Genomic DNA, 19,358 nt, shown 5'->3' on the forward strand with positions numbered 1-19,358 from the left:
TACCTATTCCGGCCATCCGGTCGCCTGTGCCGCCGGCCTTGCGACCATGGAAATCTACGAGGAAGAAGGCTTGCTGACACGCGCAAGCGAGCTTGCCGAGGACTGGCAGAGTGCGCTGCATTCGCTGAAGGGCCCGCCGCATGTGGTCGATATCCGCAATCTCGGCCTCGTCGGCGCGATCGAGCTTGCGCCGCGCGATGGTGCTCCCGGCACGCGCGCCTACGACGTCTTTGTCGATTGCTTCCAGAAGGGGCTGCTGATCCGCGTCACCGGCGATATTATCGCGCTCTCTCCGCCGCTCATTATCGAGCGTGCTGAGATCGAGACGATCGTCTCCATGCTTGGCGATGCGCTGAAGCGAGCCGCCTGATAGTCTTCGAGCCTAGCCGGTGCGGATGGCATCGGCCAGTTTCGCTCCTCCGCATCGGTGGCGGATCAATGTCTCGATTGATGCTGCCGCACAAGCGCGCCAGGCGCCGAGATGCACGATGTCGGCGACATCGTCAATGCCAGGATCCTGTCGCCGGAGGATGGGCACAAGGTCATGAGAGTTTCGATCAAAGTGCGGCAACGACATTCATGCTTGATCCGTACGGCGCGTTGCTGAAGCAGCATAAGGGAGCCGAAGCCTACTGGAGCATATGCCATATCGGGACGAATACAGACCGGCAGCGGGGGTTACATATCTCCGCTGCCGCTCCCGTTGCGACAAACAGACGGCAGTTTGCCGGACAACAATGTAACGGCAAGGACTCGTATGGCCGATCAATCTCCCATTGAGCATACGGTAGCAGCGGCCATATCAGGTGAGTATCCAGCACAGGTACCGGTCTGCCGAAATGTCAGGTCTTCATCCGAAACAGCAAATCCTTGTCGTTCCTGAAGCAATGCGGCCGCTTCTTCCGATCTGCAAAATCACTCATTTTTCGTTAGCTCAGCTTTGAGAAGCAGCAATCGTGCGGCTGTGAAGGCTAATTAGCGACAATAACAGCGGATGATGTTGCCATTATACATCTATCCTTTACATTTATGCGCGCATTCCTATGGAGGAGTTCCGTCGTCGCTTCTTAGGCAATGACGGCTTGGAAAGAAACGCTAACCTGAAAAGAAGAGAGCAATGGCAAACTTTCTTGATAAATGGTCTTCGAAGAAAGCCGATAAGCCGAAGGCTGGTGCGCGGAACGTTGTCGATACCTTTCGTGCAAGAGTAGCAGAGCAGAAGGCATATCTGGAGGAGTACGAGCGCGATACTGCCGGCTTCAAGAAGTGGCGCTCCACCTGGTTTCAGCGCGTCCCCGGCGGCTTTGGCGTGACTGTTGGCCGCGACTCCATCAATGCCGGCCATGGGTTGAGCTATGTTGTCGTTGAAGCCGTCCAGGACGTAGCGGAGTTTCTCGACGATCTCGCCCATCATGCAGAACACGATACCGGCTTCCAGCAGGCACTCGAGCAGAATCGTCGTCGTCGCGTTGCGCTTCTGAATGCCGCAAAGACAGGGGGAGTTACAGCCACCTCGAAGGGCAAGGCAAAAGCAAAGCCTGCAGCGGCAAAAACTGCTGCCGCCAAGCCGGCTGCCGCTAAAGCTGCTGCAAGCAAGTCTGCACCGAAGGCCACTCGGGCGAAGGCGGCCCCCGCCGCCGCTGCGGCGCCAGCCGCTGCAGAAGTGACAAAGGCGCGGCGCACGCGCAAGCCGAAAGCCGCAGGCGCTGCCGAATAAGACGATAAAGCCCGCTTCGAGCGGGCTTTATTTTCACAGCTGTTGATCGTTTATCGAATAAGAAGGCGATCGATGTTCAAATCATGAGTGGCGGTCATTCAAAAGCCACAAAACTGACGAGGCTTGGCAGAGCAAGATGGATCGGCATGATCCAGCAGCCGCTGCCTGATATGTCTGTGAGGCACTACCTATGCGTCACTGCATATCCTGATTGGCTTCATCCTTAAGGACCTGAATGAGAAGGTTCGCCGCGACCAAAGCAGATCTGCGAGGTTCAATGCGATGTATTCCATCCAAGACCATGTTCCCGTTTCCATCGTTATTGCGAACTATAACTACGCTCATTTTTTAAGGCGCAGCATCGATAGTGCGCTGGAACAGGATTATGATGCCGAAGTCATCGTTGTCGACGATGCATCGACGGATGCGACTGCCGATGTCGTTGCCTCTTATGGCTCTCGCATCAAGACATGCCTGCGAGAGGTGAACGGCGGACATGCCGCGGCCTTCAATACCGGTTTTGCATCCAGTCGCGGCGAGATCGTGCTGTTTCTCGATGCGGATGACTATCTCTATCCGAATGCGGTTTCGGAGGTTGTCGAAGCATGGGAAGAAAAGACTGCGCAGGTACAGTTCAGGCTGCATATTGTTGACGAACAGATGCATGTAAAGGATGTATTTCCACCTGTTGAATTGCCTTTCGATTCCGGTGATGTCACTCCCGAGTTGCTGCGAAAAGGCCGCTATCAGACGACGGTCACAAGTGGTCTGGCGTTCAAGCGCTCGGTGCTGGACAGGATCATGCCGGTTCCCGAACCGGAGTTTCGCCAGGGAGCCGACGGATATCTTGCGACGGTTGCACCTCTCCACGGCGAAGTGACATCGATCGAAGATTGCCTCGGTGCCTACCGCATTCATGGCGCCAACCATTCCGTGTTCGCCGAAAAGCTCGGCCAGCGGGCGCGCTGGCGCGTCGAACATGATTTTCGCCGGCTGGAAGCCTTGTCCAATCAGGCAACGGAGATCGGACTGGATGTACCTGACGATCCCGGTCTGCGCGACCCCGTCCATCTGGAAGAGCGTCTAGCCTCGCTTTGCATCGACAGGGATCGGCATCCTGTTGCGGAAGATTCCAGGCTCTCGCTCGCCGCTGCGGGCGCTGTCGCCAGCCTCAAGATGAATGCGTCCCGAAAACGCCGCCTGATGCTGGCCGGATGGTTTCTCTCCATCGGCATCCTGCCCCGGAAGATAGCAAAGACCATTCTATCCTGGAAGCTCGTCGCCTCATCCAGGCCTCGGTTCCTTTTGCGTCTTTCGAAGACTATCAGGCATGCGATGGGATAGGTGAACTCGGGGAGACATGGAGTGTCTCGCACCAATGGATCGACAGTGATCCTATTCGGCCGTGCCTGACTTACGCGATGGCCCCATCAAAGCGTCGACCACATCTTGATGGTGGATATTTCTGTCATAGCGGCTGTCTGTCGCAAGCTGCATCAGCCCGGCAAAGGCGCTTTTGGCGGAAGGCCTCTTGCCCTCGCCGCGAAGATAGGCGGTCAGGCGGCGGTAATCCGAGTTCGCCTTGATCTCCAGCGGGTTGCCGGCACCCATCTTCTTCAGCGGCCACCACGACCAGCCGATACCGTTCTTCTCCTGCAGGTCTACGGAACGCGCATACCAGTCATTGTTGTTCTCGCCGGATTCGCCGTTCCATAGCGGCATGTCATATTGTTCGCGCAGCTTCAGAAAGGGTTCGATCGATTCCTGCGTCGTCGGCGTCCAGTATTTGTGAAAGCTGAGCGCAGTATTGCGATCGTCGATCGGCAGCACGCCGGCATAGTTGTTGCCCCAGCAATTGCCTTCGATGATCAGCATGTGGTTGGCATCGATCGCGCGGATGGCACGGATGGTGCGCTGATAGATGTCGCGCAGCGGCCGGTTCTCGGTTTCGCGGCATCCGCCCTTGTCGTTCTCGTCCTGAAAACCCCAATTCGGCTCGTTGAGCAGATCGTAACCGGCAATCGTCGTCTCGTCCTTGTAGCGGCGCGCGATCTCGCTCCAGAGCGCAATCGTCATTTCCTGGTTATCGCTGCTATGCCAGAGCGGTGGCCTGTTCGGATTGCGGTCAGAAATGGCGATATCGTGACCCTGGCCACCGGGTGCCGCATGCAGATCGAGGATCAGATACATGTGGTTGGCTTTCAGCCAGCCGATCAGGGCATCGACCCGCCGGAAGCCTTCCTCGTTCCAGACCATGTTCCCGGAAGCGCCCTTGCCGCGCCGATCCTTGATGAACAGGTTCCAGTGCATCGGCAGGCGCACGCTGTTGAAACCCCATCCGGCCATCGCGTCGATATCGGCTTTTGTTACACCGTTATCGCGCCAGGACCGATAGAACTGCTCGGTCCTTTTCTCGCCGATGATTTCGGAAATGCGGTGGCGAATGATGTGCTGGGCCTTGAGATTGGCAAGGCCCATCATATAGCCTTCCTGCACCATCCATCCTCCGATGCCGAGACCGCGCAGGATGAGCGGATCGCCCTTGCCATCGACGATTTGCCTGTGATCGGTGCGGACGAAGCCCTCTGCATGCGCCGGCGGCGCAAATGGCCCCAGGCAGGCGACGGACAGGCTGGCGAGCAAGAGCAGAAAATGCCTCATGAAGATTCAACTGCCGTGAAACTTGGGCGCCATGTGGGCAAGGTATCGGGCGAAGGGCCAAAATCTCATGACAATATCCGGATCGGCCGATCCCTCGGCCTTTCAGTGTCATGCCGGCGCGGCGGATCGGGATTCTCTGGATGATGCGTACGACTGCGGGCATGTTGCCGGCCAAGACAGGCATTATTTCACTTCGGCAGGTTCCGGCCGGCGCCAAACCTGCTACAAGCTCTTCGCCCGGACTTCGGGTGATTTGCCAGACCCTCGACACGATGACCCGTCTCCTTCCCGACGTCTTTCGCGACCCGACCATCCGGGTAAGCATGCTCGCCATCTTCGCCTTCGGTTTCGCCGGCGCTGCGACATCGCCCTATCAGTCGGTCGTCGGTATCCGCGAACTCGGTCTCAGCAACGGGCTCTATTCGACGCTGATCTTCTGCGCGGCAGCGGTGAATGTCGTCGTCAGCATACTCCTTGGAAATCTGGCGGACCGGCTCGGCCAATATCGGGCGATGATGCTGACAGTCGCCATTTTCGGCGTGCTGGGTTATGGCGCAGTATATGCTCTGCCGGCACAGGCGACTTTCGTCCTCAGTGCCCTGCTTTTCCTGCCGGTCTACGGCTCGCTCAATTCGCTTCTCTTTGCCAATGTCCGCATTGCTACGAAGGGGATGGAACGCAACGACGTCGCCACGGTCAATTCCGGCGTGCGCGCGATGATCTCCCTTTCCTGGGTGCTGGTGCCCGGCATCACCGGCGCGCTGCTTGCAAATTCGGCAAGCATGCTGCCCGCCTATCTGTTCGCCGGTTTTGCCTGCGTCGTCTGCTTCGGGTTGATCGCCGTTTTCCTCCCCCGTCAGGATGGCACCGACAAGACGGCAGCGCGTCATCTTTCTTATCTGGCAGCCTTGGGCGAGGTCATTTCGCCACCCGTCTTCCTGCGCCTGACCGCCGTCGCGCTGATCAGCAGCATGCTGCATGTCAACGGTGCCATCCTGCCGCTCATCGTCACCGGTGCGGCGCACGGAACCGTGGCAGACATCGGCATCCTCGTCGGGATCGTCGCCCTTCTCGAAATCGTTTTCATCATCGCCTGGGGGCGCGCGCAACGGATCATGAGCCATGTCATGGCACTGGCGATCGGCACGGTGATCTATCTCGTCTACCTGGTCCTGCTCGGATTGGCGTCCGCGCCCTGGCATGTCTATGCGCTGACCCTCATCAGCGGGATCGGTGCGGCGGCGCTCATCAGTATTCCCATCACCTATCTGCAGGATCTGATTGCCGAGCGCCCGGGGTTGGGCAGCGCGCTGATCTCGGTCAATATCTTCCTGAGTGCCGGCTTGAGCGCTCTTCTCTTCGCGCTCGGCACGGCAATCAGCAATTATTCGGGAACGGCGTTGATCGGGGCTGCGGCCGGTCTGGTGGGGCTCTTTTTGCTGCTCTCCTTCGAAAGGGCGAGGCGGCATAGCTAGGCGATCATTCGTCTTGCTGAAAATATGATTGACGGACGATCTTTGATTGCCTAATTGATAAAATCATCTGATGACTTGACGAAATTCAACCATGCGCGCTCTGACAAAAACCACGCTCGCGGATACGGCCGTCGAGGCAATTCGCAGCGAAATTATAGGCAGACGCTGGCTCGTCGGCGAAAAGCTGCCCAATGAGGCCTCTCTTTCATCCATGCTGTCCGTCAGCCGCGGCACGATCCGCGAGGCGGTAAGGGTACTGGCGTCCCAAGGCTATCTCGAGACACGGCAGGGGTCCGGCACTTATGTCCGCTCGAATACGGATATCAGTCTCCCTTTGGATATGGCGCGCCGCGCCGGATTGAGGGACCAGTTCGAAGCCCGCCTTGCTTTGGAGGTCGAGGCCGCCCGGCTTGCCGCTCTTCGCCATTCCCCGGAAGTCGTTTCGCAATTGCGTATCTTGCTGGTTGCCCGCGGCAACTATGCCGGCGGCGACAAGGCCGCGTTCATCGAGCGTGATCTCGCCTTCCACAAGGCCGTCGTCGCGGCTTCGCGGAACAGGGCGATGATCGAAATCTACGAATTCTTTTCGCTCTCGATCGCCGAGACGATCGAAGCGACGCTCGGCGAGGATATTCCCGAACCGGATATGCAGGCGCATATCGCCATCGTTGATGCCATCGAAGCCGGCAATCCCGAAGCCGCGGATATTGCTGTACGCCGTTTCATGGCCCCCATCGTCGCTACTCTTGACCGGTTGCTCATGTCATGACCATACCCCTGCAGGATCCCGCCTCCGTCGAATTGATCGATGCCGAAGCCGATGAAGTTCCGGCACCGCTGCCGCATGGTGGAAAATCACCGATCGGCAGGTTTCTTCTGGGGGTGAGCCTTGTGCTCATCGCTTTCAATTTGAGGCCGGTCTTCTCGAGCGCATCGGCACTTCTGCCGGAAATTCGGACCGGACTTGGCCTTTCTGCCTTCGGCACCAGCATGCTTACGACCTTGCCCGTCGTCTGTATGGGGCTTTTTTCGCCGCTCGCGCCAAGGCTTGCGCAGCGCGTGGGAACGGAGCGTGTCCTGCTTGGCGTGATTTTCCTGCTTGGACTGGGCACGGCGCTGCGAGGCTTTTCCTCCATTCCCCTGCTGTTCCTGGGGACAGCATTGGCGGGTGCCACGATCGCCATCGGCAATGTGCTGCTGCCGGGAGTGGTCAAGCGCGATTTCCCTGAGAAAGCAGCGCTGATGACAGGTTGCTACACGATGGCGCTATGTGCCGGAGCGGCAAGCGCGGCCGGATCCACGCTTCCGATCGAGCATGCCCTGGGTGACTCGCTCGGCGGTGCGCTTGCTGCCTGGTCTCTGCCTGCCATGGTCGTAGGATGTCTTTGGCTGCCGCAGGTGATCGGCATGCATAGTCAGGCGCGCCGTAGCGGCTTTCGCGTCGCCGGCCTTTGGAGGGATCGCATTGCCTGGCAGGTAACGCTTTTCATGGGGCTGCAATCGGCGCTTGCCTATTGCGTCTTCGGCTGGCTCGTACCCATTCTGCGCGAGCGTGGCCTTGACGGTGTGACGGCAGGTGTCATCGTATCGGCCTCGGTTATGGTGCAGGCTGTTGCCTGCCTAGTGGCGCCTCATATTGCGGTCAAGGGCAAGGATCAGCGCGCCATCAATGTCATCTTGTGCCTGGTTGCCGTCGTCGCCTTGCTGGGCCTGCTTTTTGCGCCGCTCTGGACGGTTTGGTTCTGGGCCGTGCTGCAGGGCATCGGGCAGGGCGGATTGATCGCAGTGGCGCTGACCGTCATCGTATTGCGTTCGCCCGACGCGCATGTGGCTGCGCATCTTTCCGGGATGGCACAATTCGTCGGCTACCTGCTCGCAGCCATCGGCCCGCTTGTCGTCGGCATGATTCATGGCTGGACGGGCAGCTTTGCTTGGTGCGCCGTGTTGTTCGTGCTGCTCGGTCTTGGCGCCGCGATCAATGGCTGGTTTGCCGGCCGTGCCATCGCCGTTAGCGCCAGAACGATCGAAACTCCCTGACCGCTGCACCTCCGGCCGAATACCGGTCGGAGGCGGCGCATGACGTGCCGTCTATTCCATCTCGTGGTGGGTCGGCGATCCAGGTCTGGCGGTGATCGAGGCTCGGATCAGCTGGCCTTTCGCTGCCGCCGCGGCGGCTCATCGGCAGGCGTGATGTCCGTCGCATTTTTCGTGTGGCCGAGGAGCGCCTTCTTTGCCAGCGTCGATCTGGTGGCGGCATAGGTCGCCGAAACCATCGGATAGTCTGCGGGCAAACCCCACTTCTTCCGATAGTCCTCAGGCGAAAGGCCGTATTTGGTGTTCAGGTGCCGCTTCAGCGACTTATATTTCCCACCGTCTTCGAGGCAGATCAGATATTCGTCCGTCACGGATTTCCTGATCGGTACCGCCGGCTTCGGCAATTTTTCCGATGCCGATGACGCAGACTCCAGGGAGCCCGTCAATGCCGAATGCGTTTCCATAATGAGCCTGGGCAAATCTTCCGGTGCGGTCACGTTGCGCAGGACGTAGGCGGAGACGATCTTGCTCGTAAGCTCAATAAACTTTTTGTGGCTGGTAGTATTTTCCTTTTTCATCTCCGCCCTCATGTAGTGTTTCTTATTTATGTAGCTAATGTTATTTTCACTTTCAATGAAAATCGCAGCGACTTCAGTTATTCTATGTCACATAGCCATATTTAATAGTGATTATGTTGTGGTCGAAGTGAAAAATCGATTGATTTTCATTTCGCTGCTACATCAGAAAGCGTTTCTCAACCTCAGAATGCCGAGTCGAAAGCGAATATTCATCTACAGCGGGCGTGTGCTGAACTCCGATCAATTCTGTGGGTAATTCCACCTATTTTGCTTCCGTCCAGCATCGTATCGGGCACAAAACCTCATTCTTGGACGTGAACGTTCATTTGTTTGACGTCGCGGACCGGGCGTCCCTTTCAAATTGGGAGCTTTCCGTTGCTGATTTCGAAACTGACGGTATCTTGCATAAGCAGATAGCTTGTTATATTCATTCTATAAAGCAGAGGCGTTCATGACTGACTCGATCCAAGTTCAATTGCGCAAGGGCGTGCTCGATCTATGCGTCCTTGCCGTGCTGTCGCGCGGCGAAAGCTACGGTTACGAAATTGCGAGCACGCTGGTTGCTGCGGTCGGAATGGGGGAGGGAACGATCTATCCGCTGATGCGCAGGATGCAGAATGACGGTCTGGTCGCGACTCGTATCGTCGAGTCGAGTAACGGGCCGCCGCGCAAATATTACCGGCTCACGCCACTGGGCCGGTCGATTTTCGAAGCCCATCGCCGCGACTGGCGCTCGCTTGCAGGCGCTGTCGACAAGCTACTTGAGGATTTGCCGTGACCAGGGACGCCTTTTTGCGCATGCTGAGATTGGGGCTGGCGGGCCTGCCTCCGCACGAGGTCGATGATATCGTTGCCGATTACGCTGCACATTTTGCCGAGTCCGAGGCTTCAGGCCGAAGCGAGGAGGAGGTTTCTGCGGCATTAGGCGACCCTGCCAGGATCGCGAGGGAGCTGCGTGCGGATGTCGGGCTGCGCCGCTTCGAGGCGCATTGGAGCGTGTCGAATCTCATGGCCGCCATGGTGGCGCTGGCCGGCCTTGCCATCGTCGACGTCTTCTTTTTGCTGCCTCTGTTGTTCGCGGCGATGTTCGTCACGCTCGGGCTGGCGATCGCATTGGTGGCGATCGGTGTCGTCGGTCTCAAGATCGTCTTTACGACCGTGCTGTTCCATATCGGCCTGCCGTCCGTCGGCATGCTGGCCCGCCTGCTGATCGGCGCGGGATTGGTGAGCTGCTTTGTGGGCGGCGGCGCCTTGCTATTGATGGGGTTGAGTTTGGGCATCCGCATGCTCGGGCGATATGCCCGTCTGCATTTCCGCTTGGCGCAGCTAGACGAAGGTCGCGCTTGAGCGCCGGACTTCACATCGTTGGAGGAAATGGACGATGAACGGGAAATTGGCGACTGTCGCGACGACCGGACTGATTTGTGCATTCGTCTTTCTTGCGCTCGGCATCGGACTTTCCGGACCGGATTGGGCCAGTGCAGGGCATTGGTGGGATGGCATGCGATCCGGTTGCGGCTCTGCGGCATCCGGTAGGCAGCAGATCACCCTGCCTTTCAGCTCCAACGGCAGTCTGGCGATCGATATACCGGCTTTCGTTCAATATCAGCCGGGAGGAAAAGCCGAAGCCGTCATCAGCGGCGATCCTGCTCTTCTTGATCATGTGCGGCTGGAAGGCGGCAGACTGCGCCTGGATTGCAATCCCGGCTGGTCCAGCTCCAAATTCGAGGTCAGCCTGTCGGGGCCGCTCGTCACCGATTGGAAAGTGCACGGCAGCGGCGATCTTGCCTTGTCCGAGCTTGACCAGGCGGAGCTGCGCTTGAACATATCGGGAAGCGGCAGCGTCACCGCTACAGGTAGCGCGCGGACGGTCGATCTGGATGTTTCCGGTTCAGGCGCAGCCCGCCTCAAGGATCTGGCCGCTCAATCCGTAAAGATCAGAATTCGCGGCAGCGGCGACGCGCAAGTGGCCCCTGCCCAGGATGCGGACATCTCGATCAGCGGCAGCGGCAATATCGAGTTATATGGTCACCCGGTCCTGCGCCGTTCCGAGATCAGAGGCAGCGGCCGCCTCGTTCAGGTGCCGTAAATCCGTCGCGATAAGGCGCGCTGGGATATCGCGGCCCTTGCCATCGCGGTGGAAACAAAAAAGGAGAGAGACAAGGGCGTCGAATAGCGCGAAGCCGTCACGCCGATGCCACAGTCCAAGCCACCGCTTATTGGGGACCGCCTTTCTTTGGCGGTCGGGCTTCGGCACGGCCACGAAACGTTCACGAGGTATCGAAATCCCGCCCGAAATACCTGTCTTCAGGCCCTTTTGAACCGCGCGCGGAATTCGCGCGGCGTGCAGTTTTCACGCTCGTGGAACAGGCGTGAAAAATAGAAGGCATCTTCGAAGCCGATCTTCGACGCGATGATTTCGATCTTGTCTTCTGTTGTCGTCAGAAGCTCCTTGGCGTGGTCTATCCGCACACGAAGCTGGAAGCCTTTTGGTGGCAGGCCGACTTCCATCGCGACTTTTCGCCGGAGTGTCGCAGGTGACATTCCGTATTCGGCGGCAAAAGCCACTATATCGAGGGGTTGCGTCGCTCTGTGGCGGAGCGCTTCGACGATTTCCGTTACATTCGGTCCCGCCTGTCGCGAGGGCATGGCCTGGCTCGCCTGCTGCGCCGCCAGGATAACGATCCGGTGAAGCGAGGCGGCGGCCGAGGCCCTTGCAAGGTTCGTATCCTCGATAAGATCGGCGTGAATGCTGGCGAAAAGGCGCTGGGTGCCATCGAGGCTGCGCAGATTGATGACCGGATCCTGCTCGCTGATGAGACGCAGACGCAGAAAGTCTCGCACGAGCGAGCCCTCGAAAAGCGCCCACCTCTCGCTCCAGCCTTCGGCATCCGGACCGTACGAGTGCTGGCGGTTCGAAAAGAGCCAGAAAAGCGCCGGACCCTTCACGCTTTTGCGGCCACTGGCGTCCGTTTCGAGAAAGCCTTGGCCATTTTCGACGAGAACCACCGCATGGCTCGGCAGCTTCCGTGCTTTGACGGCATGCATGGCATGCTGCCTGCCGCTGCCGGTGACGGCCAGTCCGCCGGCGGCCGCAAGTGGTGATCGGTAGATGGCGTCCGCCGGTCTCGTCATGAGCGAAAAGTCCAGTATGATTTTCGTCCATGTAGTGAAACATCGCTGGCTGCTAGATTCAACGGGCAATCAACCCAAACTTCAGGTGAGTGAAATGGTGGTTCCCATGCAGGCTGTGCAATCCGATTGCAGCAAGCTCAACCTTGTCGCCAACGGAAAGGTCCTTTCCACCGCGCCCAATCGGCTCGGCTTCCTGATCCCGACCGATCCTGGCATCGGCGCCGGGGCGATCCGCCGCCTTTACGCGGAGAACGGCTATGTGTGGCTCAAGGGCTTCCTGCCGCGCAACGACGTCATCGACTTTCGTGGCTGGGTCTTCGGCCATATGGCGCGCACAGGGCTGATTGCGAAGGGAACGGATCCCAGGGACGGGATCGCGTCTTCCGCGGCGCCGGAAGGCAGGGACGTGGATCGTTGCCTGATGTCCCTCGTGCGGTCCGTTGCCTATGAGGGCTTCTGTGCGCAACCCCGCATGTCCAGCTTCATGGACGAATTCCTGTCGGGCATTTCCTATCTGCACAAGCGCAAGATCATGCGCCATGTGCGGCCGGGAACGACCACGGCAACGCCGGCGCATTACGATCTTGTCTATCTTCGCGGCGGCACCAGCCGCATCGTGACGGCATGGATACCGATCGGCGATATCCCCGTGGAGATGGGAGGGCTTACCTATTTGGAAGGATCGCATGCCATCGGCGCAAGAATGGAGCGCGAATTCAGCCAACGGAACAAGGATCTAAGTCCTGAGGAGCGTGTGAGCGCCTACAATCGCAACATGGCGGCAGGCGGCTGGGTTTCCAAGGATCTGCCCGACATGGCGGAGCGATTCGACACGCGATGGCTGATCGCCGACTACGAGGCAGGCGACGTCATGCTGCATTCGCCGTTCATGATTCACGCCTCGACCACCAACCAGGACAGGCAGCACCGCATGCGCCTGTCCACCGACATCCGGTATCAGAATGTCGAGGACGAGATCGATATCAGGTGGAACAACCACTGGGCGCTGGGCGACATGCTGTGATCATGCCGCCGGCGAGCCGCCGACTCCTGTCAAAGTCGAAGGTCACCTAAACCGGAGGACGCAGCAGACCTCAGCCGCGGCCGCTCAGGATGCGTTCGATTTCGTCGATGCGATCGCGGCGGCGTCTCAGGCGCTTGCCGATGCGGCCGAACCAGCGCTTGCGTTTGGTCGCCTCGCGGCTCGCCTGGAGCTGCTCGATGAAGACTTCGCGGACAGGCTCGTTCTCCATGCGATCGAAGATCCAGCAGAAGGATACCGGCAATTTGAGCACGCGGAACTGCGGATCGGCACTTTCCGCGTCTTCGGCAACGATATGTTCGAGAACGAGCTGATCCCACATATCCGGGTTGGCAATGCATCCTTCCCGCCAGCGTTCGATGAGCTGGGCTGCGCCTGGCGTATCGTTGATGAGAAGCGTTGCGCTGATGAGACGGCCATTCGCCTCATAGTAGGCGGCGATGTCGCAATCGAGCCTGCGAAGTTCCGGCCAGGGATTGCGATGGAAGACCGCGTCGACATCAACGTAAAGCATCGGTCCACGCAGCCTGGCTCTTTCTTTTTGCAGGAAGCCGGGTTTGAGCCCGGCATTCAGCACCCAGCTGCCGGCGCTGGGCAGAGCCGTCGCCTGAACACTCAATCCGATGCGTTCGGCCGAGTGGACCATGCGGTCCTTCTCCTGCTCATAAAAACTGCCTTGAGTGAAGAATGCGACGATCGGTCCGTCGTTGGTCGTGGCCTTGGATCTGCGCTCTGCCAGATCCTCTTCTGCCGGAAAGGGAACAATCAATGCGCGCCGCTGTGCAGTCCAGGGGCGAACTTTATTCATAATATTCAAGAATACACCTTCGGAGTTCGTGTCCCAATCGGATATTTGCCACCGCGGCCCCAATCCGTCGCGGGCGAGATTGAGAATTCGGATGGATTGAATACTTGGTCTGGCCAATTGCGGAAACGTCACTCCCCGACGACGATACCGGATTGGCAAACCGTTTGATCTTCGCTAATCGATTGTCATGTCTGATAATGTCATCAAGTTTGAACGTCGTCCCAAGCCCAAGCCGCCGAGGCAAACCCCTCCTTGGCTCAAGCGTCTCTTGGCGATCTTGGCCATCATTATATTTTTCCTAGCAACCTTTGCTTACTTCACGCTGAAAGGCGGCGCGGCCGGCCCGACATTCTGATCAGTCCAAGCGGCTCGCGACTATCGCGATCTTGAGCCGATGTTTCCTGCTGATCCCAGTTTCCGTGCTGTTCGGGTTTTGATTTCCCCGTTTTTGCGGCCGCATTATGGCGAACGGTCTGAACGCCTATCCTCAGTGTGCTGCCTCTTTACCATTGCTGTGAAAAGCCGTCGCCGCAGTGCAAAGGCAAGGCTACTATTCCGATCGCCGTGAACCAAATTCTCCGGAGCTGCGCGCCATGCGGTGGACCATGCAGCTTCGACGCCTTTTACGCGATATCGGTAGATTTTCCTTCTAGTCAGAATCCGAATTTATATTATTTGTTTCAATGGTTTAATTGATCATCGCGGCATATCCGCCGCACCGCCGCCGGTGGAAGTTCGTCGTCAATTTTCTATATTAGAGGGTGTTTATGGTCTGACCAGCAGCAAGAGGAGCAGGACATGACATTGACCTCGCAAGACGTCACCTCCGTACTCGGCCCTGTAGACGAAACATTGATTGCCGAGATCGTTGCGACAGGTGCAACGCCGACGGAACTATCCGAGGCCTGGGCCTGGGTAAATAGCGATGAGGCGCTGATCGGCGAAGGCCGCCACCTGCCTGCCGGGACTGTTGCCACGCTGGTAGATCTGCTCTCGGCCGACGATGAGGAGTGGGAAGAATAGTGGACAGGTCGGCTGCGATGCGGATTGTTTGACGCCGGCATCTTCGTCTTGAGACGCGCTCCGGTGCGGGGGACGAGCCTGCCCGTCGCGATCGTCTGGGTTTGCCGGGCAGCTCCGCAAAGATCGAGGCCGCCTTTCCGGTCCGCAGCCGCGGTCGTTTTTAAAGTCGCTTGGGAGCTGGACCCGCAAGATCTTGAACCTGAATTTCCGTCTTCTTACGTCAGTAGTAGCCGAGGCTTTATGAGCTCGGTTGCAATCACGTCTATCAGGAGTGAGTGATCAAAATGGAAGACAGAACCAAAATTGCAGAAGATCTCAGCGTGGAAGAACGCGAGGAAATCCTCATCGATATTGCAAGGACGCTGGAAGGGACCGCGCGCGAAGCCTTTGTCGAAGGCAATCAGCAGTTTGCCGCACTTTCCGCCAATATGGCGGAAGCGATCCGCATCAACGCCGACGAACTTGTCCGTGACGATCCCGAGCAGGCGGAGAAATTGCTGCAGCAGGCTGTCGCAATGATCTCGCAGTTCAATGCTACTCATCCTTACCGGTTGATCAGCACGGCTGTTCACTGATCGGCCCGACGCTCTACCTCTCGTCCCTGCAACACGATCCGGAGGATTCCGATGTCAGAACTTATTGTGCTTGGTTTCGATAATGCCGACAAAGCGGACGCTGTCCTTAATCGTCTCGTCCAGCTCGAGAAGGAATATCTGATCGACCTCGAAGATGCCGTCATCGCCGTTCGTGACGAGTCCGGCAAGGTCCGTCTCAAGCAGAGCGTCAATCTGACGGCTGCCGGTGCCGCAAGCGGCGGACTTTCGGGTGCATTGTGGGGCTCGCTCGTCGGCCTGCTGTTCCTCAATCCGCTTGCCGGCATGGTGGTCGGCGGTGCGATCGGTGCGGGTTCGGGCGCTTTGGCCGGATCGATGGCGGATTACGGCATCGATGACGGTCTCATCGAGAAGCTTGCCGAAACCATTCCTGCGCATAGTTCCGCGCTCTTCCTGCTGATCCGCAAGGTCCAGCCGGAGAAGGTGCTTGCCGAATTCAAGGGTGAGCATGCGAGGCTGCTGCGAACTTCGCTTTCACCCGATCAGGAAGAGCGTCTGCGGCGGACTCTCGTTGAGGAGACCGCGCCGACATCCGCAGCTTCCGCCACGGTTTGAACGTAACGTTCGATCCGCCGCTATCGGCGACGGGCCGTGCTTCCGAATAGGAGGCACGGCATAAGATGGCGCAATCAACCGATTGCCGTTTCGCGCCCGCCTTCCATATTGTGCGGAATGCTGCCATTGTAAGCGCCGCGCTCATCCCGCAGTCGGCGGCATTGCGGCCGGAGGCAAGACCCGATCGGCGCCCGAACGGCAGTTGTCAGCATACTTTCCGGACGAAAAATTGCGTGATGACCGAGCCCGTATCTCGCCAGAGCCAACCCCCGCCAAAATCCACAGCATCCCTGATCCAGACCAAGCGCGCGGCGGTGCAGGCGCTGCGAGTCATGATCGCGTGCACCATCACCTATGCCGTTTCCCAGCTTTTGCACCTTCAGCAAGGCTATTGGGCGGTCTTTACCGTGCTGATCGTCATGCAGGCATCCGTCGGCGCTACCGCTGGGGCTGCTGTCGACCGATTGGTTGCGACGGTCGCGGGCGCCGTACTCGGCGGCATCGCGATATTCATCACCCCGCAGGAGCCGCTGGCCATCGGCATCGCCTTGATCTGTGTCGTCGGCCTCTCCAGTTTCGCGGCGGCTCGCGTGCCTCGGCTGCGCAATGCCGGGCTGACGGCCGCGATCGTCATGCTGACCCATTCCACGGCGGTTCCCGTCGAGATCTTCGTGATCGACCGTATCGCCGAGATCACGCTGGGCGGTGTCATCGGCGTGCTCGCCAGCCTCTTCATCCTGCCGACCCGCTCGCGCACCATGGTGCTCGACCGCTTCGGATCTGCGCTCAACGTGATGGCGCAGATATTGCGCACTCTGGCAAACGCAGTCGAAAAGGGCGAACCCGTCTCGGCCACCGAGGCCAATATTGCGCTGCGTCAGTCGCTGATGGCGACGGAAGCGCTCCTGACCGACGCCCATCGCGAGCGCGCCTTCTGGCTGACGAGACAGGGTATCTCCGAGGCTATACCGCGCTCGCTCTGGCGCATTCGCAACGACATGACCTATGTCAGTCATATCGTCGAGACGCCATTTCCGGCCACAATCGTCGAAGCGATCGGGCTGCAGGCGGCGGGAGCGCTCAAGGCGCAAGCCCGTTTTGCCGAAGCATGCGGCCTGGCGCTTCGCACCGGCGCAGAGATCGATTCCGAGATGCTCTTTGCGGGAGACAAGGCTTTCGAAGCGGCATTCAGCGCTCTTCAGACTTCCGCGGAGGCGCAATCGATGGGCTTTGCCGAAACCGGACGCCTGTTCGGCCTTGACTTCACCTTGCGCCGGATGCGGCAGAACTTTCTCGATCTTGCCGATCGCATCCGCGAAAGCAATGTCCATTGACGGCTGAACGATCCGTCTGACGGCTCCGTGAATGCAACTTTCTAGTGTCTCGTCGCACCCGTCCGGCCTTTAGTTCCCGCACTACAATGCCAACAAGGCGCTGATGAACCTCGGCTACGAAGTGCTCTTTCCCGCAGAGGCCTGCAAGGTCAACCCAGCCATCCTTTCGGCGCTTTCGAGGCGCTGAAGACCTACCTCAAGAGCCGCTAGCCTCGCGATCGCGCAATTGCGTTCGCTTTCGGCATGAAAGCATTGAATGGCCGGCCCTAGCGGATAGAGCCGGCTATGGAACCTATCGGGCAGTCGACGGCCCGCGGTGGCGATTACTTGTTGAGAGCGTCCTTCAGCGCCTTGGCCGGCGTGAAGGCAAGCTTCTTCGATGCGGCGACCTTGATGGTTGCGCCCGTTCCCGGGTTGCGTGCTTCGCGCTCCGGCGTATCCTTGACTTTGAACTTGCCGAAGCCCGGAATAGAGGTCTCGGCGCCGGAGACCGCTGCTCCGGTGATTGCGGCAAAGACGGCTTCGACGATCGTCTTGCCCTGAGCCTTAGTCAGCTTGTATTCGGCGGCGATCTTGTCTGCGATTTCATTCGTTGTGGTCATGAGGCTTCCCCCGTATTGGTGACAGCGGAATCCTTTCCACCGAAGATGCTCATTGTCACCATGAGTCCTGCCTGGAAAGGTCGAGAAGGCCTGTATTTCCACAATTTCCGACGTTTCGCCGCCATATGCGTGTTTTCTGCCGGCGATTCCGTGGCTTGCGACTGGGCGTGCCTGTCATTGGGAAGCGGGCCGCACCTTTCGCCGACTCTCGCCGGATCCAGCCTCAAGGACCGCGAAAGCCTCTTCGTCAAGCTTTGTCTGGCGGATGGACAGGCGATGCGATGACGCAAAAGAAGCCTGGCCTTTCGCCGCTTGGGCGTATAGAGGCCGGATCACGACGATTGACGGGAGCAAGCAATGTACGATGCAATCAGCATAGACAATCGCGGTGATTTCGGCCTCTGGGCCATCGAGGTTGCAAAGCAGATCATCAGCGAGCAGGGCTTCGAGCTGGCGAGGGCAGCGCGCGACGGTGGGGACGACGATGTCCGCGCGGCCGGCAATGCGCTTGGGCAAGCAATCACCAACGCATTGATCGAGGTTTATGACGGCCTGATCGAAAAGGTCGATGAACGCTAGGAGCGCCTTCGGTCGATCGGGTACGAAGAGGCAGCTGCGATGTTGAACGGGGAATTCCCACTCGATCCGGCAATCGCCTGCTTGGAATTGAAATTTATAGGAATATCAACTCAAGATCGTAGCCTTACAATCGCGGACCGGCATTCCCATATAGGGCGGTAAGTGATTTCTGCCCAATGACAGGAGAGCCAATGTTCCGCGCCGTACCGCGTTTTGCCAAGATCGCAACCATCGTCGTCCTTGCCGCCGCTTCATCTTTAGCGACCTTCGACGCTGCCGATGCGCGTCGGGCTGGATCCAGCGGGTTCGGAAGCCGTGGGACGCGCACTTTCGATGCGCCAGCCGTAACGAGGACGGCTCCGACGCAGGCCGCCCCGATCGATCGGTCGATGACGCCGCGTCCGCAGCAGCAAACCGCGACCCAGCCGCCGCTCGGCGCGCCGCAGCGTCCGGGCCTCTTCGGTGGTTTCGGCGGATCGATGATTGGCGGTCTGATCGCCGGCGGTCTTCTCGGCATGTTGCTTGGCCATGGTTTTGGCGGCGGCTTCGGCTTCCTCGGCATGCTGTTGCAGATCGGCCTGATCGTGCTGCTGATCAGCTTTGCCATGCGCTTCTTCGCAAACCGTCAGCGCACGCAATATGCCGCACCCGGATCAGATCGGTCGTACAATATGAACGCCATGAACAATGGTGCCGCGTCGCCGCGCCCGTCTTTTTCCATTCCGCCCATCGGCGGCGAGGCTGCCGCGCAGAAGGCACGGCAGGCCAATGACGAGATCGGGCTGCAGCAGGCCGATCTTGACCGCTTCGAGCGCCTGCTTACCGAAGTTCAGTCAGCTTACGGGAAGGAGGACTATGCAACGCTGCGTCGTCTGACCACACCGGAAGCCATGTCCTATCTTGCCGAGGAGCTGGGCGAGAACGCCACCCATGGCGTGCGCAACAGCGTTTCCGACGTTCGCCTGCTGCAGGGCGATATTGCTGAAGCCTGGCGCGAGAGCGACAGCGAATACGCAACGCTTGCCATGCGCTATTCGAGCATCGATGCGATGCTCGATCGTACGACCGGAAAACTTGTCGATGGCGACGATCGCAACCCTTCGGAGGCGACCGAACTCTGGACCTTCGTGCGCAAGCCGGGTTCGGACTGGCAGCTTTCCGCTATCCAGGGAACGGGAACTCATTAGGCTAGCGCTTTCTC

At 58.9% G+C, this 19,358-nt stretch carries 21 protein-coding genes and 1 pseudogene; 17 read left to right on the forward strand and 5 right to left on the reverse strand.

The window, feature by feature from the left end; genetic code table 11:
* From Q4Q11_RS06300 to Q4Q11_RS06310, 3 genes are all read left to right on the forward strand, one after another.
* On the forward strand, nt 1-370 hold a 370-nt coding region (locus tag Q4Q11_RS06300), incomplete at its 5' end, for an aminotransferase class III-fold pyridoxal phosphate-dependent enzyme (RefSeq protein WP_498568950.1).
* A 747-nt stretch (nt 371-1,117) separates the two neighbouring features.
* Complete coding sequence (locus Q4Q11_RS06305; RefSeq protein ID WP_498568951.1) at nt 1,118-1,717, forward strand: hypothetical protein; 600 nt, start codon at nt 1,118-1,120, stop codon at nt 1,715-1,717.
* A gap of 282 nt (nt 1,718-1,999) precedes the next feature.
* On the forward strand, nt 2,000-3,061 hold the full coding sequence (locus Q4Q11_RS06310; RefSeq protein ID WP_498568952.1) for a glycosyltransferase family 2 protein: 1,062 nt from the start codon (nt 2,000-2,002) through the stop codon (nt 3,059-3,061).
* A gap of 51 nt (nt 3,062-3,112) precedes the next feature.
* Here the strand turns inward: Q4Q11_RS06310 and Q4Q11_RS06315 are convergent, their stop codons facing one another.
* Nucleotides 3,113-4,378 carry a glycoside hydrolase family 5 protein gene (locus Q4Q11_RS06315; protein ID WP_498568953.1) on the reverse strand — a complete coding sequence of 422 codons (1,266 nt, stop codon included), beginning with the start codon at nt 4,376-4,378 and terminating at the stop codon, nt 3,113-3,115.
* A 272-nt stretch (nt 4,379-4,650) separates the two neighbouring features.
* Between Q4Q11_RS06315 and Q4Q11_RS06320 the strand changes: the two genes are divergently transcribed.
* The 3 genes from Q4Q11_RS06320 to Q4Q11_RS06330 all read left to right on the forward strand — a co-directional run bounded on the left by Q4Q11_RS06320 (nt 4,651) and on the right by Q4Q11_RS06330 (nt 7,890).
* Nucleotides 4,651-5,853 carry an MFS transporter gene (locus Q4Q11_RS06320; protein WP_498568988.1) on the forward strand — a complete coding sequence of 401 codons (1,203 nt, stop codon included), beginning with the start codon at nt 4,651-4,653 and terminating at the stop codon, nt 5,851-5,853.
* Nucleotides 5,854-5,944: 91 nt separating this feature from the next.
* Entirely contained in the window at nt 5,945-6,622 is a 678-nt protein-coding gene (locus Q4Q11_RS06325) for a FadR/GntR family transcriptional regulator (protein WP_112512744.1), read from the forward strand.
* Entirely contained in the window at nt 6,619-7,890 is a 1,272-nt protein-coding gene (locus Q4Q11_RS06330) for a CynX/NimT family MFS transporter (RefSeq protein ID WP_498568954.1), read from the forward strand. Before Q4Q11_RS06325 ends, Q4Q11_RS06330 begins: the two co-directional genes overlap by 4 nt.
* 107 nt (nt 7,891-7,997) lie before the next feature.
* Here the strand turns inward: Q4Q11_RS06330 and Q4Q11_RS06335 are convergent, their stop codons facing one another.
* Nucleotides 7,998-8,465 (reverse strand): Ros/MucR family transcriptional regulator, encoded by a 468-nt coding sequence (locus tag Q4Q11_RS06335; RefSeq protein ID WP_112512742.1) that lies wholly within the window; start codon nt 8,463-8,465, stop codon nt 7,998-8,000.
* 451 nt (nt 8,466-8,916) lie between these two features.
* Between Q4Q11_RS06335 and Q4Q11_RS06340 the strand changes: the two genes are divergently transcribed.
* Genes Q4Q11_RS06340 through Q4Q11_RS06350 form a run of 3 tightly spaced genes read left to right on the forward strand, consistent with a single transcriptional unit; the run spans nt 8,917 to nt 10,554 of the window.
* A complete protein-coding gene (locus Q4Q11_RS06340; protein WP_047630064.1) occupies nt 8,917-9,243 on the forward strand; it encodes a PadR family transcriptional regulator in 327 nt (108 codons plus the stop codon).
* The gene (locus Q4Q11_RS06345; protein WP_498568955.1) at nt 9,240-9,812 is read left to right on the forward strand and encodes a DUF1700 domain-containing protein; all 573 of its coding nucleotides are present in this window, start codon (nt 9,240-9,242) and stop codon (nt 9,810-9,812) included. The genes Q4Q11_RS06340 and Q4Q11_RS06345 overlap by 4 nt, the downstream gene beginning before the upstream one ends.
* 34 nt (nt 9,813-9,846) lie before the next feature.
* Complete coding sequence (locus Q4Q11_RS06350) at nt 9,847-10,554, forward strand: GIN domain-containing protein (RefSeq protein ID WP_498568956.1); 708 nt, start codon at nt 9,847-9,849, stop codon at nt 10,552-10,554.
* Nucleotides 10,555-10,772: 218 nt separating this feature from the next.
* Here the strand turns inward: Q4Q11_RS06350 and Q4Q11_RS06355 are convergent, their stop codons facing one another.
* Nucleotides 10,773-11,600 carry a helix-turn-helix domain-containing protein gene (locus tag Q4Q11_RS06355; RefSeq protein WP_498568957.1) on the reverse strand — a complete coding sequence of 276 codons (828 nt, stop codon included), beginning with the start codon at nt 11,598-11,600 and terminating at the stop codon, nt 10,773-10,775.
* A 94-nt stretch (nt 11,601-11,694) separates the two neighbouring features.
* Between Q4Q11_RS06355 and Q4Q11_RS06360 the strand changes: the two genes are divergently transcribed.
* Complete coding sequence (locus Q4Q11_RS06360; RefSeq protein WP_498568958.1) at nt 11,695-12,624, forward strand: phytanoyl-CoA dioxygenase family protein; 930 nt, start codon at nt 11,695-11,697, stop codon at nt 12,622-12,624.
* Between the two features lie 70 nt (nt 12,625-12,694).
* Here Q4Q11_RS06360 and Q4Q11_RS06365 read toward each other — a convergent pair whose 3' ends face one another.
* Nucleotides 12,695-13,450 (reverse strand): putative nucleotide-diphospho-sugar transferase, encoded by a 756-nt coding sequence (locus Q4Q11_RS06365; RefSeq protein ID WP_498568989.1) that lies wholly within the window; start codon nt 13,448-13,450, stop codon nt 12,695-12,697.
* Nucleotides 13,451-14,248: 798 nt separating this feature from the next.
* On the opposite strand from Q4Q11_RS06365, the gene Q4Q11_RS06370 reads away from it, so the two are divergent.
* The 5 genes and pseudogenes from Q4Q11_RS06370 to Q4Q11_RS06390 form a co-directional block, all read left to right on the forward strand.
* A complete protein-coding gene (locus Q4Q11_RS06370) occupies nt 14,249-14,473 on the forward strand; it encodes a hypothetical protein (RefSeq protein WP_092708705.1) in 225 nt (74 codons plus the stop codon).
* 284 nt (nt 14,474-14,757) lie between these two features.
* Entirely contained in the window at nt 14,758-15,048 is a 291-nt protein-coding gene (locus Q4Q11_RS06375; protein WP_112512738.1) for a hypothetical protein, read from the forward strand.
* 51 nt (nt 15,049-15,099) lie between these two features.
* Complete coding sequence (locus tag Q4Q11_RS06380) at nt 15,100-15,642, forward strand: DUF1269 domain-containing protein (protein WP_112512737.1); 543 nt, start codon at nt 15,100-15,102, stop codon at nt 15,640-15,642.
* Between the two features lie 236 nt (nt 15,643-15,878).
* The gene (locus Q4Q11_RS06385) at nt 15,879-16,976 is read left to right on the forward strand and encodes an FUSC family protein (RefSeq protein ID WP_162701522.1); all 1,098 of its coding nucleotides are present in this window, start codon (nt 15,879-15,881) and stop codon (nt 16,974-16,976) included.
* A 73-nt stretch (nt 16,977-17,049) separates the two neighbouring features.
* A pseudogene (locus Q4Q11_RS06390) lies at nt 17,050-17,154 on the forward strand (class 1b ribonucleoside-diphosphate reductase subunit beta); the annotation flags it as partial.
* A gap of 145 nt (nt 17,155-17,299) precedes the next feature.
* Here Q4Q11_RS06390 and Q4Q11_RS06395 read toward each other — a convergent pair.
* Nucleotides 17,300-17,578 carry an HU family DNA-binding protein gene (locus tag Q4Q11_RS06395; RefSeq protein ID WP_112512735.1) on the reverse strand — a complete coding sequence of 93 codons (279 nt, stop codon included), beginning with the start codon at nt 17,576-17,578 and terminating at the stop codon, nt 17,300-17,302.
* Nucleotides 17,579-17,935: 357 nt separating this feature from the next.
* Between Q4Q11_RS06395 and Q4Q11_RS06400 the strand changes: the two genes are divergently transcribed.
* Both Q4Q11_RS06400 and Q4Q11_RS06405 read left to right on the forward strand, forming a co-directional pair.
* A complete protein-coding gene (locus tag Q4Q11_RS06400; protein WP_498568959.1) occupies nt 17,936-18,157 on the forward strand; it encodes a hypothetical protein in 222 nt (73 codons plus the stop codon).
* 191 nt (nt 18,158-18,348) lie between these two features.
* Nucleotides 18,349-19,344 (forward strand): Tim44 domain-containing protein, encoded by a 996-nt coding sequence (locus Q4Q11_RS06405; protein WP_498568960.1) that lies wholly within the window; start codon nt 18,349-18,351, stop codon nt 19,342-19,344.
* The last annotated feature ends 14 nt before the right edge of the window (nt 19,345-19,358 follow it).

Source organism: Rhizobium sp. UFLA01-1127 (assembly GCF_059803845.1).

What these genes read in the sequence shown, in the direction of transcription:
- Q4Q11_RS06330 (WP_498568954.1), top strand. Translation starts at nt 6,619, where the DNA reads ATGACCATACCCCTGCAGGATCCCGCCTCCGTCGAATTGATCGATGCC.
- Q4Q11_RS06310 (WP_498568952.1), top strand. Translation starts at nt 2,000, where the DNA reads ATGTATTCCATCCAAGACCATGTTCCCGTTTCCATCGTTATTGCGAAC.
- Q4Q11_RS06370 (WP_092708705.1), top strand. Translation starts at nt 14,249, where the DNA reads ATGACATTGACCTCGCAAGACGTCACCTCCGTACTCGGCCCTGTAGAC.
- Q4Q11_RS06405 (WP_498568960.1), top strand. Translation starts at nt 18,349, where the DNA reads ATGTTCCGCGCCGTACCGCGTTTTGCCAAGATCGCAACCATCGTCGTC.
- Q4Q11_RS06355 (WP_498568957.1), bottom strand. Translation starts at nt 11,600, where the DNA reads ATGACGAGACCGGCGGACGCCATCTACCGATCACCACTTGCGGCCGCC.
- Q4Q11_RS06325 (WP_112512744.1), top strand. Translation starts at nt 5,945, where the DNA reads ATGCGCGCTCTGACAAAAACCACGCTCGCGGATACGGCCGTCGAGGCA.
- Q4Q11_RS06335 (WP_112512742.1), bottom strand. Translation starts at nt 8,465, where the DNA reads ATGAAAAAGGAAAATACTACCAGCCACAAAAAGTTTATTGAGCTTACG.
- Q4Q11_RS06400 (WP_498568959.1), top strand. Translation starts at nt 17,936, where the DNA reads ATGTACGATGCAATCAGCATAGACAATCGCGGTGATTTCGGCCTCTGG.
- Q4Q11_RS06340 (WP_047630064.1), top strand. Translation starts at nt 8,917, where the DNA reads ATGACTGACTCGATCCAAGTTCAATTGCGCAAGGGCGTGCTCGATCTA.
- Q4Q11_RS06385 (WP_162701522.1), top strand. Translation starts at nt 15,879, where the DNA reads ATGACCGAGCCCGTATCTCGCCAGAGCCAACCCCCGCCAAAATCCACA.
- Q4Q11_RS06395 (WP_112512735.1), bottom strand. Translation starts at nt 17,578, where the DNA reads ATGACCACAACGAATGAAATCGCAGACAAGATCGCCGCCGAATACAAG.
- Q4Q11_RS06350 (WP_498568956.1), top strand. Translation starts at nt 9,847, where the DNA reads ATGAACGGGAAATTGGCGACTGTCGCGACGACCGGACTGATTTGTGCA.
- Q4Q11_RS06375 (WP_112512738.1), top strand. Translation starts at nt 14,758, where the DNA reads ATGGAAGACAGAACCAAAATTGCAGAAGATCTCAGCGTGGAAGAACGC.
- Q4Q11_RS06380 (WP_112512737.1), top strand. Translation starts at nt 15,100, where the DNA reads ATGTCAGAACTTATTGTGCTTGGTTTCGATAATGCCGACAAAGCGGAC.
- Q4Q11_RS06320 (WP_498568988.1), top strand. Translation starts at nt 4,651, where the DNA reads ATGACCCGTCTCCTTCCCGACGTCTTTCGCGACCCGACCATCCGGGTA.
- Q4Q11_RS06315 (WP_498568953.1), bottom strand. Translation starts at nt 4,378, where the DNA reads ATGAGGCATTTTCTGCTCTTGCTCGCCAGCCTGTCCGTCGCCTGCCTG.
- Q4Q11_RS06305 (WP_498568951.1), top strand. Translation starts at nt 1,118, where the DNA reads ATGGCAAACTTTCTTGATAAATGGTCTTCGAAGAAAGCCGATAAGCCG.
- Q4Q11_RS06360 (WP_498568958.1), top strand. Translation starts at nt 11,695, where the DNA reads ATGGTGGTTCCCATGCAGGCTGTGCAATCCGATTGCAGCAAGCTCAAC.
- Q4Q11_RS06365 (WP_498568989.1), bottom strand. Translation starts at nt 13,450, where the DNA reads ATGAATAAAGTTCGCCCCTGGACTGCACAGCGGCGCGCATTGATTGTT.